At 70.2% G+C, this 12570-nt stretch carries 15 protein-coding genes; 11 read left to right on the top strand and 4 right to left on the bottom strand.

The window, feature by feature from the left end; all coding sequences use genetic code 11:
- Positions 1-14 precede the first annotated feature (14 nt).
- From BKK79_RS16455 to BKK79_RS16435, 5 genes are all read left to right on the top strand, one after another.
- Complete coding sequence (locus tag BKK79_RS16455) at positions 15-242, top strand: RNA-binding S4 domain-containing protein (RefSeq protein ID WP_071014680.1); 228 nt, start codon at positions 15-17, stop codon at positions 240-242.
- A gap of 14 nt (positions 243-256) precedes the next feature.
- The gene (locus tag BKK79_RS16450; RefSeq protein ID WP_071014683.1) at positions 257-640 is read left to right on the top strand and encodes an MAPEG family protein; all 384 of its coding nucleotides are present in this window, start codon (positions 257-259) and stop codon (positions 638-640) included.
- Positions 641-743: 103 nt separating this feature from the next.
- Positions 744-1364, top strand: a complete 621-nt coding sequence (locus BKK79_RS16445; RefSeq protein WP_232346324.1) for a YceI family protein — start codon at positions 744-746, stop codon at positions 1362-1364.
- A 96-nt stretch (positions 1365-1460) separates the two neighbouring features.
- Entirely contained in the window at positions 1461-2009 is a 549-nt protein-coding gene (locus BKK79_RS16440) for a YaeQ family protein (RefSeq protein ID WP_071014686.1), read from the top strand.
- A 62-nt stretch (positions 2010-2071) separates the two neighbouring features.
- Positions 2072-2419 (top strand): FKBP-type peptidyl-prolyl cis-trans isomerase, encoded by a 348-nt coding sequence (locus BKK79_RS16435; protein ID WP_071014689.1) that lies wholly within the window; start codon positions 2072-2074, stop codon positions 2417-2419.
- A gap of 67 nt (positions 2420-2486) precedes the next feature.
- On the opposite strand, the gene BKK79_RS16430 is transcribed toward BKK79_RS16435, so the two are convergent.
- On the bottom strand, positions 2487-2807 hold the full coding sequence (locus BKK79_RS16430) for a hypothetical protein (RefSeq protein ID WP_071014692.1): 321 nt from the start codon (positions 2805-2807) through the stop codon (positions 2487-2489).
- Positions 2808-3047: 240 nt separating this feature from the next.
- Between BKK79_RS16430 and BKK79_RS16425 the strand changes: the two genes are divergently transcribed.
- Positions 3048-3761 carry a gamma-glutamylcyclotransferase gene (locus tag BKK79_RS16425; protein WP_071038081.1) on the top strand — a complete coding sequence of 238 codons (714 nt, stop codon included), beginning with the start codon at positions 3048-3050 and terminating at the stop codon, positions 3759-3761.
- Between the two features lie 14 nt (positions 3762-3775).
- Complete coding sequence (locus BKK79_RS16420; RefSeq protein WP_084084759.1) at positions 3776-4567, top strand: ankyrin repeat domain-containing protein; 792 nt, start codon at positions 3776-3778, stop codon at positions 4565-4567.
- Between the two features lie 47 nt (positions 4568-4614).
- Here the strand turns inward: BKK79_RS16420 and BKK79_RS16415 are convergent, their stop codons facing one another.
- Entirely contained in the window at positions 4615-6336 is a 1722-nt protein-coding gene (locus BKK79_RS16415; protein WP_071038558.1) for a long-chain fatty acid--CoA ligase, read from the bottom strand.
- 204 nt (positions 6337-6540) lie between these two features.
- Here BKK79_RS16415 and trxA point away from each other — a divergent pair, with 204 nt between their 5' ends.
- Together trxA and BKK79_RS16405 are read left to right on the top strand one after the other, a co-directional pair.
- Positions 6541-7386: a thioredoxin gene (gene trxA, locus BKK79_RS16410; protein WP_071014700.1), complete on the top strand. Its 846-nt coding sequence runs from the start codon at positions 6541-6543 to the stop codon at positions 7384-7386.
- A 79-nt stretch (positions 7387-7465) separates the two neighbouring features.
- Positions 7466-7867 (top strand): cupin domain-containing protein, encoded by a 402-nt coding sequence (locus BKK79_RS16405; RefSeq protein WP_071014701.1) that lies wholly within the window; start codon positions 7466-7468, stop codon positions 7865-7867.
- A gap of 61 nt (positions 7868-7928) precedes the next feature.
- Here BKK79_RS16405 and BKK79_RS16400 read toward each other — a convergent pair whose 3' ends face one another.
- Positions 7929-8360 carry a bacteriohemerythrin gene (locus BKK79_RS16400; RefSeq protein WP_071038080.1) on the bottom strand — a complete coding sequence of 144 codons (432 nt, stop codon included), beginning with the start codon at positions 8358-8360 and terminating at the stop codon, positions 7929-7931.
- A 201-nt stretch (positions 8361-8561) separates the two neighbouring features.
- On the opposite strand from BKK79_RS16400, the gene BKK79_RS16395 reads away from it, so the two are divergent.
- Positions 8562-9140 carry an AAA family ATPase gene (locus BKK79_RS16395; protein ID WP_071014706.1) on the top strand — a complete coding sequence of 193 codons (579 nt, stop codon included), beginning with the start codon at positions 8562-8564 and terminating at the stop codon, positions 9138-9140.
- A gap of 28 nt (positions 9141-9168) precedes the next feature.
- Here BKK79_RS16395 and tcdA read toward each other — a convergent pair whose 3' ends face one another.
- Positions 9169-10035: a tRNA cyclic N6-threonylcarbamoyladenosine(37) synthase TcdA gene (tcdA, locus tag BKK79_RS16390; protein ID WP_071038079.1), complete on the bottom strand. Its 867-nt coding sequence runs from the start codon at positions 10033-10035 to the stop codon at positions 9169-9171.
- Between the two features lie 157 nt (positions 10036-10192).
- Here tcdA and BKK79_RS16385 point away from each other — a divergent pair, with 157 nt between their 5' ends.
- Positions 10193-12433, top strand: coding sequence for an AsmA family protein (locus BKK79_RS16385; protein ID WP_071014712.1), 2241 nt, complete (start codon positions 10193-10195; stop codon positions 12431-12433).
- Positions 12434-12570 lie beyond the last annotated feature (137 nt).

Below are 12570 nucleotides of genomic sequence, written 5' to 3'. Positions count from 1 at the left end.
AGGAGCGACACGAGATGACAGGCAAGCAGACGATCACCTTCCCGCTCGAGGGTGAGCACATCGCCCTAAACGACCTGCTCAAGGTGGCGGGCGTATGCGACAGCGGCGGCGCCGGCAAGGCGCTGGTGGCGGCCGGCGAGGTCACCGTCGACGGCACCCAGGAACTGCGCAAGACCGCCAAGATCCGCGCCGGCCAGGTGGTCGGCATCGGCCCCATCCGCATCCGCGTCGTGGCCGCCTGAGGCGAGGAGGAGTCATGCCGATCGCCTTCTGGTGCGTGCTGTTGGCGGGCATCCTGCCGGTGCTGACGGTGGCCGTCGCCAAGGGCGGCGGCAAGTCCTACGACAACCACGACCCGCGCGCCTGGCTGGAGCAGCAGAGCGGGCGCGCGCGGCGCGCGGACCTGGCCCACCGCAACCACTTCGAGGCCTTCCCCTTCTTCGCCGCCGCCGTGCTGAGCGCCAGCTACCTGCACGCCAATCCGGCGCGCATCGACGAGCTCGCGCTGACCTTCATCGCCGCGCGCGTGCTCTACACGCTGTGCTATCTCGCCGACCGCGCCACGCTGCGCACGCTGTGCTGGACCGTGGGCTTCCTGTCGGTGATCGGCATCTTCCTGCTGCCGGTCTTCGTCCGCTGAGCGCGCCATGGCGACCGGCCACCCCGCCCGGCTGCTGCCCCGCCTGGCCGTCGCCGCGGCAACGGCCGCGCTGGGCATGCTGCCAATGCCGGTCGTGCTGGCAATGCTGGCCGGCAGCCCTGGCGCCGCGCACGCCCAGGCACGGCCCTATGCCGTGGACGGCACGCACACCACGGTCTACTTCGGCGCCACGCATTTCGGCCGCAGCACCGTGCGCGGCCGCTTCAACCGCATCGACGGGCGCATCCTCTACGACCCCGCCAGCGGCAGCGGCTCGCTCGACGTCACCGTCGACACCGCCTCGGTCGACAGCGGCCTGCCGCCGCTGGACGGCGTGCTGCGCTCGCCACAGTTCCTCGATGCCCAGGGCTTCCCATACGCGCGCCTGCGCGCGCAGCGCTTCATCGTCGAACAGGGCCGGCTGGTAGCCGTCGAGGGCGAGCTCAGCCTGCACGGCGTCACGCACCCGGTGCGCCTCGAGGCCGAGCGTTTCAGCTGCGGCGAGGAAGCCGTGTTCGGGATCCGCCGCGAAGCCTGCGGCGGCGACTTCCGCCTCACCCTCTCGCGCAGCGCCTTCGGCATGACGCGCTTCCTGCCCGATGTCGGCGACATGGTAACGCTGCAGATCGCCATCGAAGCGACGCCGGCGGGGCCGGCCGAGGCGCCGGCCATGCCACCCATATCGCCCGCGTCACCCGCATCGGACAGCCAGCCGGCCCGCTAGCCGGGCTCCGCGCCGGCCCGCCGCAGGTTTCGCCGCAGGTTTCGCGTATGATGCGGCCTTTCGCATCGTCGCAGGCCACACCGCCGCAATCCGCCCATGGCGCTCAAGTCCACCATCTTCAAGGCCGAGTTGTCCATCTCTGACATGGACCGCCCCTACTACGGCAGCCACGCGCTGACCATCGCCCGGCATCCGTCGGAAAACGACGCGCGCATGATGGTGCGCGTGCTCGCCTTCGCCTGCGAGGCCAGCGAGACGCTGGCCTTCACGCGCGGGCTGGACGAACCCGACGAACCGGACCTGTGGGACAAGGACCTGACCGGCGAGATCGTGCACTGGATCGACCTGGGCCAGCCGGACGAGACGCGGCTGAAGCGCGCCGCGGCGCGTGCACGCCGCGTCACGGTCTTCACCTACCAGGGCGCGAGCGCGCGCGAGTGGTGGAAGAGCATCGCCGGCAAGGCGGGCAAGCTGCGCAACGTCACCATCTACAATGTGCACGATGACGCGGTAGAGGCGCTGGCCGGCATGGCCGAGCGCGCCATGCGGCTGACGGTGACGATCCAGGACGGCGAGATCTGGGTCAGCAGCGACGACCGCAACGTGCAGCTGACGCTCGACGCGCTCCAGCGCGCCGACGCTTGAACCCGGCGGGACATCCGGTCCCGCCGCCGATGACGCCAACCGAGGCAATCAAGGAAACCACCATGCAAACGACTCCCTCCGGCCTGCAGTTCGAAGACACCGTGATCGGCGCGGGCACCGAGGCCACCGCCGGCAAGCACGTGACCGTGCACTACACCGGCTGGCTCTACGAGAACGGCCAGGCCGGCCGCAAGTTCGATTCGAGCAAGGACCGCAACGACCCCTTCGTCTTCCCGCTGGGCGCCGGCCACGTGATCCGCGGCTGGGACGAGGGTGTGCAGGGCATGAAGGTGGGCGGTACCCGCCGCCTGGTGATCCCGGCCGACCTGGGCTACGGCGCGCGCGGCGCGGGCGGCGTGATCCCCCCCAACGCCACGCTGCTGTTCGAAGTGGAACTGCTGTCGGTCTGATCCGGCACCGGCGCAGGGGTGCCGGCCAAGCGGGCCGGCCAGCCCCCGCGCCATACCGCGGCGGCGCTCAGAAGCTGATCGCGGCGTTGCTGACGTCGACCCGCACCTTGTCCCGGTCGAGCAGGCGCGCCGCATGACGGGCATAGTTCGCCGCCCAGGCGGCATCTTCGGTGAAGCGCGATTCGCCGGAGAACTTGGCGACGCTGAGTATCTTGTCGATCACCAGCACCTTGCCCACCGGACTGGAGGCCTGGCAATCCAGCTCCGCATACTCGCGGTCGAACCAGCGCCAGCCCGCCTCCTCGCTGAGCGCCGCCAGTTCGGCATCGCCGACCGTGAACGCGAATTCCTTGCCGTTGCCGAAAACCACCGTTAGCGTACGCGCCATTGCGTGTTCTCCTGGTTGAGGCCCCCATTGTACGGACAGCCGGGCCACGGCGGCCAGCCCACCGGACCCTGCCTGCCAGGCGTCGGCCTGGTTCCAGCCGGCCGGAGCCGCGCGGCCGTCCCGCTTCGCGGGCCCGAGCGTTGTCCAGGACCGACAGACGTGTGCGTCCCGGCACGATTTCCGCTGCCGCGAAGTGGTTTGGCTGCCGCATCCCGACCGCCTTTGCATTATGCTTGCAGCATGGCCATCACCCGACAGGATCTCGAAGCAGATCGGCTGCGCACAACGCTGTGCAGCACGCCGGTGGCTGCCTCCCTGCTGCCCGAGGAAGCGCTCGAGAGTTCGCTGCACGAGACCCTGGTACGGCATCCCGATCCGGGAGCGCTGGACGGTGACGTCTGGCTGTTCGGCTACGGCTCCCTGATCTGGAACCCGATGGTGGTCCACACCGACCGCCGCGTCGCCACCGCGCATGGCTACCATCGCGGTTTCTACCTCTACTCCCGCATCAATCGCGGCACCTGGGACAACCCCGGCCTGGTGCTGGGCCTGGACCGCGGCGGCAGCTGCCACGGCATGGTCTTCCGCATCCCGCGCCATGTGATCGAGCAGGAATTCCGCGTGCTCTGGCGCCGCGAGATGATGACCGGCGCCTATCACCCGCGCTGGCTGCGCGTGCGCATCGGCGGCGAGTTCGCCGGCCGGCCCCAGCGAGCCTTGGCCTTCGTGATGAACCGCGCACACGAAGCCTATGCCGGACGCCTGCCCGACGAGCGCGTGGTGGACTGCCTGCGGCATGCTTGCGGCCTGTACGGCCCGGCGCGCGAATACCTGCAGCAGACCATGCTCGGCCTGGCCACCAACGGCGTCGGCGACCCCTACCTGGACCGGCTGTGGCGCCGCTTGCAGCACGAGGACAGCGCCGCCGGCTCGTGCGTGGCGGCAGCCGGCTGAGAGACGGGATCGCCATGCCGCGCGCCGCCGTCCGTTCCCGCAGCCTGATGCTGGCCGAGGTCCTCGGCCTGGCCGGACTGCTGATGGGCAGCGGCCTGATCGCCAGCCCGGGCGGCTCGTCCCAGGCCGCGCGCGCGCCGGCCAGCGCGGCACCGGCCGGCTTGCACGCCGCGCCGGCGCTCAACCACCATCCCCTGCGCGGCGGCATCTCCACGCTCGACCGCAACCTGATCACGGCATCCGGCGCGGGCGACCTCGAACTGGTGACCCGCCTGCTGACGGCTGGCGCATCAGCGCAGGCGGTCGACGAACGCGGACGCAGCGCACTGCTGGCGTCCATCTACGGCCAGCACAAGGAAGTGGCACGCGTGCTGATCCTGGCCGGCGCCGATGTCAACCGCAAGGACGGCGAGGCCAACAGCCCTTTCCTGCAGTCGGCGTCGAGCGGACAGGCCGACCTGGTGCGGCTGGAGATCGCCCACGGGGCCGACCTGCGCAGCACCGACCGCTATGACGGCACCGCGCTGATCGCCGCCAGCGAGCATGGCCACGTGGACGTGGTCAAGCTGCTGCTGCAGGCGGGCGTGCCGGTCGACCACGTCAACCAGCTCGGCTGGACGGCCCTGCTGGAGGCCATCATCCTGGGCGACGGCAGCCAGCGCTACGAGGACATCGTGCAGCTGCTGCTCGATGCCGGCGCCGACCCCAACCTTGCCGACCGCGAAGGCAACACGCCGACGCGCCATGCGCGCGAGCGTGGCTACAAGGCCATCGTGAAGAGCCTGATGCGCGTGCGCGGGCACTGACGGGCCGGCGGCGGCGCGGCGCCACCAGCCCGGGCCCCCCGGGGCCGTCAGGCGGAGGTGGCCTTGCCCTGGGCGGCTGCGCGCGCGTTCTCGGTTTCCTGCAGCTGGCGCCACATCACCTTGCCCGTGCCCGACTTGGGCAGCGCATCGACGAACTCGACCACGCGCGGATACTTGTAGGCCGCCATGTTCTCCTTGGCCCACTCGACGATCTGCTCCTCGGTGGTCTTGCCCTTGGCATGGGCACGCAGCACCACCACGGCCTTGACAGTCTCGCCGCGGTAGGGGTCGCGCGTGCCGATGATGCAGGCTTCCTGGATGTCGGGATGCTTGTACAGCAGGTTCTCCACCTCGGCCGGCCACACCTTGAAGCCGGACGCGTTGATCATGCGCTTGAGGCGGTCGGTGATGAAGTAATAGCCTTCCTCGTCCATGCGGCCCAGGTCGCCGGTGCGGAAATAGGTGCGCCCCTCGAACTCGATGAAGGCCTCCTTGGTCGCCTCCGGCTTGCCCCAGTAGCCCTTGAACACCTGCGGGCCGCTGACGATGATCTCGCCGATCTCGTTGGGCGGCAGTTCGGCGAGCGTGACGGGATCGATCACGCGCGCCTCGGTGTTGAAGGTCGGCACGCCCAGGCACTGCAGCTTGGGCCGCTCGGAGGGATTGCTGTGCGTCGGCGCCATGGTCTCCGACAAGCCGTAGCCCTCCAGGTAGCTCAGGCCGAACTGCTGTTTCAAACGCTCGGCCACGGCCTGCGGCATGGCCGCGCCGCCGCCGCCGATATAGCGCAGGCTGGACAGGTCGAACTGCTCCAGGTTCGGGCTGGCCAGGAAATCGATGACCATGGTCGGGATGTTGGTCCAGTGCGTGACCTGGTAGCGCGAAATCAACCGGCCGGCCACCTCGCGATCCCAGCGCGGCAGCATCACCACGGTGGCACCGCTGAAGATGGGCCCGTTCATGCCGTACTGCATGCCGGTCACGTGGAACAGCGGCAGCACCGACAGGATCACCGACTCGGCGCCGCTGCCCGACCAGGTGGAGCCACCGACGACGTTGTGCATCACCGAGCGGTGGGTATGGATGCAGCCCTTGGGGAAGCCGGTGGTGCCCGAGGTGTAGGGCATCACCGCCATGTCGTCCGGTCCGGCGGTGTGCTCGCGCGGCGCCGGCGCGCCGGCCAGCGCATCCTGCCAGGCGGTGGCGCCGGGCGGCAGCGCGTGCGTCGCGGTCAGCCAGGCCGGCGGAGCGTCCTCGGGATGCTCGTGGGCCGGCGGCAACGCATCGGCATATTGCGTGACCAGCAGGTGCTGGAGGCGCTGTTCGGCGGGCAGTTCGGCATCGGCCGCGGCGGCGCCGGCGGCCAGGTCGGCCGTGCAGATGGCCACGCGCGCCTGGGCATCGGTCACGTAGTGCTTGAATTCCTCGGCCCGGTTCATCGGGTTGACCGGCACCACCACCGCATCGGCGCGCAGGATGGCGTAGTAGCTGATGATGAACTGCGGGCAGTTCTGCATGTACAGCAGCACGCGGTCGCCCTTCTTGACGCCGGCCTTGTGCTGCAGCCAGCCGGCCAGCGCCTCGGCCTGGTCGCGCAGCGCGCGGAAGGTGATGGCATTGCCGAAATAGCGGATCGCCGCCTTGTCGGCATAGCGGTGGGCCGAGACCTCCAGGTTGTACCAGAGCGAGGTCTCCGGCAGGACGATCTCGGTCGGCACGCGCTTGGGCCAGAACTGCAGGTGCGGACGCGCGGGCTGTTTGTTCTGCATCATGTCTCCTAGTAGGTCGGGCGACCCGATATTGACGAATCCGGTCAAGCAATATAACCGAACGACCGTTCTATTTTCAATCGGTAGCTGCCCGGCCCTGCCCGACCCCACCCCCGGTGGCTTGCAAATGACGCAGGCGCCCCCAGAATAGGGGGAAGACAGGACGGGCCACGGCCCGCCGCAAGACGAGAACCGAGAAGCGAGATGAGCGACACGACCCTGCAGACCTTCGAAGCCGACGTCATCGAGATGTCGCGCCAGGTACCGGTACTGGTGGATTTCTGGGCGCCCTGGTGCGGCCCCTGCCGCACGCTGGGCCCGATGCTGGAAAAGCTGGAGCACGAGGCAGCCGGCAAGTGGAAGCTGGTCAAGATCAACGTGGACGAGCACCAGCCACTCGCGGCGCACTTCGGCGTGCGCAGCATTCCACATGTGATCGCCTTCGTGGATGGCAAGCCGGTGGACCAGTTCGTCGGTGTGCTGCCCGAGAGCGGGCTGCGCGAGTTCCTGGCGCGCGTGACGCCGGCGCCCAGCGCGCTGGCGCTGCGCCAGGCACGTGAACTGGCGGCGGACGGCCAGCGCGAGGCGGCGCTGGCGGCCTTCCAGGCCGCACTGGCGCTCGACCCGGGCGCGGATGCAGCGCGCATCGAATATGCCGGCTTCCTGCTCGACGGCAACGCGATTACCGAGGCCGAGGCCGAATTCGGCATGCTGTCGGCGCGCGCGCCGCAGCAAGACGGCTATGACGCCCTGCGCACGCGGCTGCAGACCGTGCGCGAGGCCTCGGCCCTGCCCGATGCTTCGGTGCTGTCCGCCCGCGTCGCCGCCGACCCGGGCGACCTGGCCGCGCGCCTGGACCTGGCCCGCCAGCACATCGCCCACCATGACTACGAGGCGGCGCTGGAGCAGTTGCTGGCCATCGTGCGTGCCGACCGCGCCTATGAGGACGGCGTGGCGCGCAAGACCATGCTGGCGGTGTTCGACCTGATGGCCGACCGGCCGGACGCGGTATCGCGCTGGCGCCGCCAGCTCAGCACGGCGCTGAACTGAAGCGGACGGGCCGGGCGCGGCAGGCGGTAAACTGTCGGCCCGCGGCCCCGCCCGCCATCTGCCGTTCCGCTCCGACACCGTGACCGCTCCCCAGCCACCCCAGCCGCAACCGCCCGCCCTGGTCGACTTCCGCGCCAGCCCCGAACCCAGCCACGACCGTCCACGCCCCGACCGCCTGGTGCAGGGCAATCCGGCCCGCACCACCTGGACGCACTACGGCGCGCCGTCCGGCGATTTCGATTGCGGCATCTGGGCCTGTGAGCCGGGCGCCTGGCGCATCGCCTTCCCGCCCGGCAAGGAGGAGTTCTTCCACGTGATCAGCGGTCGCCTGCGCATCCGCGACGAGGCCGGCAACGCGCGCGAGTTCGGCCCGGGCGACGCCTGCGTGATCCCGGCCGGGTTCCAGGGCGTATTCGAAGTGATCGAGCCGGTGCGCAAGCATTTCGTGGTGATCGACCGCGCCGCCGCGCGGCCGGCCTGAAGACAGCCGCGCCGCTTGAGTGCCCCCGGCCCGAGGGCCGCGGCAGCGCGGGCGGCACCGCTCAGGCCTGCGCCTCGACCAGGGAGAAGCCGTTCTCGCGCATATGCGAGACCATCATGGCGTCCATGCTCCTGACATGATGGGCGAACCAGCCCGACAGCTCGGCCACCAGCCGGCGCCCCAGTTCCAGTTCGCCCGCCTCCGCCACCTTGGCCCGCACCGCCTCGGCCACCGCCAGCACCTGCTTGTGCTCGCCCGCGTGGCAGTGGCGCGGCCCGAAGTCCATCGCTTCCATCCAGGCCTCTTCCTGGCCGAAATGATGGCGGGTGTGGTCGATCCACTCGTCGAAGGCCGCCAGGAAGGCGTCGTCCGTGGCGCGCGCGGTGGCTGCCAGCAGCAAGGTGAATTCGGCGTGCGTGGCATCGGTCACGGGTTCGCCCAGGTGCAGTTCGGGCGCCAGGCCGGCGGAAGACAGCGGAGTGGGATCGGTCATGGATCGAGCGGCAGGTATGAGGGCCGGTCGATGCGCCGGCCAGCCTGAAGGATACCCAATCGGGCACGGGCCGCCCTGATCTGGCGCAAGGCTGGCCATGCCCGGGGAAACGGCCGGCGCTGGCGCCGGGTTATCCTTGCGGAGCATTTCCATGCATTTCCATGCATTTCCTTGCGTTTCCGCTCTCCGACCTCGGCCACGATGCCCCGACTGATCTTCTTCTGCGGCCATGCCGGCACCGGCAAGACCACGCTGGCGCACCGCCTGATCGGCCCGCTCATGCGCGCCACCGGCGATCCCTTCTGCCTGCTCGACAAGGACACTCTCTACGGCCGCTACAGTGCGGCGGCCATGGCCGCGCTGACCGGCGATCCCAACGATCGCGACAGTCCCACCTACCTTGCCCACCTGCGCGACCCGGAGTACGAGGGCCTGCTCGACACCGCGCGCGAGAACCTGTCTCTGGGCATCAGCGTGATCGTGGTGGGACCGCTGTCGCGCGAGGTACGCGCCCACCAGCTCGACGATCCCGCCTGGCTGCGGGCGCCGGCGGGCACGGACACGCGCGTCGTCTGGGTCCACCTGCCGGAAGACGAGGCGCACGCGCGTATCGTGCGGCGCGCCAACCCCAACGATGCCTACAAGCTGGCGCACTGGGAGACATACCGCACGCGCCGCTTCCTGCCACCTCCCGCGGATTACCCGGAGCTGATCTACTTCGACAACAGCGCGCCTGGCCCGGCCGAGTTCGACGCTTTACTGGCCACGCTGGCCGCTTAGCCGCTTAGCCGCTTAGCCGCTTAGCCGCTTAATTCGCCACGACCCCGCCCACCGGCACGCTGCCGTCGGCCAGGGCGCCGATCGCGGCCGAGGCCGCGACGAAGCCGAACACCGCCGTCACCGCGACCGAGGAGCCGAAGCCCGCGCAGGCCAGCCCCTGGGGGCCCTGCGCGACGGGCGGCGCCTCGCCGGGCGCGCAGGCCGCCTCGTGCGGCCCCGGATAGCGCAGCGGCTCGTCGGAATAGACCGCCGCGATCCCGAACTTCTTCTTGGGGTCGCGCGGGAAGCCCCATTGCTTGCGCAGGCCGGCTCGCACCTTGGACAGCAGCGGGTCCTGGATGGTGCGCGCCAGGTCGTCGATGCGCACGCGCGTGGGATCGAGCTGGCCGCCGGCGCCGCCGCAGGTGATCAGCGGCAGGCCCTGGCGGCGCGCCCAGCCCAGCATGGCGATCTTGACCCGCACCGAGTCGATGGCATCGATCACGTAGTCGTGGCCGGCGCCCAGCAGCTCCACGACGTTGTCCGTGGTGACGAAATCGTCGACCTGCCGCACCGTGCAGCGCGGATTGATCTGCAGGATGCGCTCCGCCATCGCCTCCACCTTGGCGCGGCCGTAGGCGTCGCCCAGGGCATGGATCTGGCGGTTGGTGTTGGACAGGGCGATGTGATCCAGGTCGACCAGCGTGATGCGCCCGACCGCATTGCGCGCCAGCGCCTCGGCGGCCCAGCTGCCCACGCCGCCGATGCCCACCACGCACACGCTGGCCTGCTGCAGCCGTGCCAGGCCGGCATCGCCGTACAGGCGGGCCACACCACCGAAGCGGCGCTCCCAGTCATCGTCCGCGGGCACGCCGGCGGTATTCGGCCAGGACAGGGAGGGAGCGGACTGGGACATGGCAGAGGTGTTGGAATCACAGGGAAATCTTGCCGCGAGGCGCGAATCGGAGGCAATCCGACAGGCGCCGGCGGCGCGCAACTATACAATAGATGGAATCGTGGCCTGCTCGCCACACCATGGTGAGCGCCCGTTCCCCGCCCAGGAGTCCGTCCCCATGTCCCTGCGCCGCAAGGCTGTCGCCTGGAGCCTGCTGACACCACTGGTGCTGGTCGGCCTGATCGTCATCCTGCTGCTCACCTTCGACTGGAACCGCCTCAAGCCCTGGCTCAACCAGAAGGTGTCCGACGCCATCGGCCGGCCCTTCGCCATCAACGGGGACCTCGTCCTGACCTGGCGCAGCGCCGTCGGCGAAATCGGCTGGCGCACCTGGGTGCCGTGGCCACGCCTGTCGGCCCGCGACATCACCGTCGGCAACCCGGACTGGGCGCGCGAGCCCAACCTGCTCAGCATCGGCGAACTGGTCTTCGTCCTGCGTCCGTTACCGCTGCTGGCGCGCCGCATCGAAATTCCCCGCCTGGTACTGGACAGCCCCACGGTCTGGCTCGAACGCCTGGCCGACCAGCGCAACAACTGGACCTTCACGCTCGGCGGTGGCGGCACCGCGCCGCACTGGGGCCTGGACGTCGATGAGGTGGTGCTGACGCGCGGCAACCTGGCCCTGTCGGACAAGGTGCAGAAGATCGAACTGCAGGCCGCCGTGGACACCATCGGCGACGACGGCCTGTACGGCGACCGCGCGCGCGACGCGCAGAGCGCCTCCGCCACCCTGGCGGGCCCGGCCGCCTCATCCGCCGCGGCGGCGGCCCCGCCCGCCGCCTCCGCCGCCGGCAGCAGCGCGGCCGCCGCCGAGCCCGGGGACTCGCCCTACGGCATCCGCTGGAAAGCCAGCGGACGCTACAACCAGGCCACCATCAGCGGCAGCGGCAAGGCCGGCAGCGTGCTCAGCCTGCGCGACAGCGACACCCCCTTCCCGCTGCAGGCCGATGTCCGCATCGGTAACACGCGCGTGGCCCTCGAAGGCACCCTGACCAACCCGGCCCACCTCGCAGCGCTCGACGTCCGGCTGCAGTTGAGCGGCGACAACCTGGCCCGGCTCTATCCGCTGACCGGCATCACCCTGCCCACGACCCCGCCCTACGAGACGCGCGGGAGACTGCGCGCCACGCTGCAGACTGGCGCTTCGGTGTACCGCTACGAGAACTTCAGCGGGCGGCTCGGCGGCAGCGACCTGTCGGGCTCGCTTACCTTCGCCCAGCACGAGCCGCGCCCGCTGCTGTCCGGCAAGGTCGCTTCGTCCGAGTTGCGGCTGGTCGACCTGGCGCCGCTGATCGGTGCCGACGCCAAGCCGGGCAGGGCTGCGGTAGACAGCCCGGTCAAGCAGCCGGCCGGCAAGGCCCTGCCGGTGGCGCCCTTCCGCACCGAGCGCTGGGACAGCATCGATGCCGACGTGACCTTCGCCGGCAAGCGCATCGTGCGCGACAAGGCGCTGCCTGTCACTGACCTGCACGGCCACCTGCTGCTGCGCGATGGCGTAGTGACCCTGGATCCGCTCGATTTCGGCGTGGCCGGCGGCAGCCTGGTTTCCACACTGAAGCTGGATGGCAAGCGTGCGCCGCTGGCCGCCAACATCGACGTGACCGCACGCCACCTGAAACTCAAGCAGCTCTTTCCTACCTTCGAATCGATGAAGGCCAGCCTCGGCGAGCTCAACGGCAGCGCGCGCCTGGGGGCGCGCGGCAACTCCGTGGCGGCCATGCTGGGCAGCGCCAACGGCGAGGCCCGGCTGCTGGTCGAGGATGGCACCATCAGCAAGTTCCTGCTGGAAGCGATGGGCCTGAACGTAGGCAGCGTGGTTCTGACCAAGCTGTTCGGCGACAAGCCGGTGCGCATCCGATGCGGTGTCAGCGATTTCGGCTTCGACAAGGGCATTGCCACCGCCCGCACCTTCGTGCTCGATACCGACGCCGCCGTGATCCGCACCACCGGCGCCATCGACCTCAGCGACGAGAAACTGGCCCTGACGGTGCGCCCCGAGGCCAAGGGCGTGCGGCTCCTCTCGCTGAACGCTCCGCTTTACGTCGGCGGCACCTTCCAGCATCCCTCGGTCAGCCCCGATGCCGGCGTGCTGGCGCTGCGCGCCGGCAGCGTCATCGCGCTCGCCGTGCTGGCGCCGGTGGCCACGGCCATCCTGCCCCTGACCGAGCTGTCATCCAGGCAGGACAGCCAATGCAGCAAGCTGCTGGGCGAGCTGCAGCACCGTCCGGGCACCCCCGTGCCACCGCGCCCCGCGTCTGGCCCCAGCCACGACCCCAGGCCGGACAAGGGGGCAGACCCGCCTGCGCCGCCCCCGCCGATCCGGCAAGGCCGGGCGGATACGTATACCCAGGGCGGCTGACCGGAGCATGCCATGCCGCTAGGCAAGATCGCTCCCGCTGTCGGACACCGCCGCGCACCAATGGCCCCCGCAGCACTTGCGCCTGCGCAAATCCGCCCGCGGTGCTTTCGCTATACTCGAAGAGCGGATGTGGCCGG

The sequence above is a fragment of the Cupriavidus sp. USMAA2-4 genome, assembly GCF_001854305.1.
In the GTDB taxonomy this organism is placed as follows: domain Bacteria; phylum Pseudomonadota; class Gammaproteobacteria; order Burkholderiales; family Burkholderiaceae; genus Cupriavidus; species Cupriavidus malaysiensis.
The sequence above is the reverse complement of the archived record's forward strand: the minus strand, read 5'-3'. Positions and strand labels throughout refer to the sequence as shown.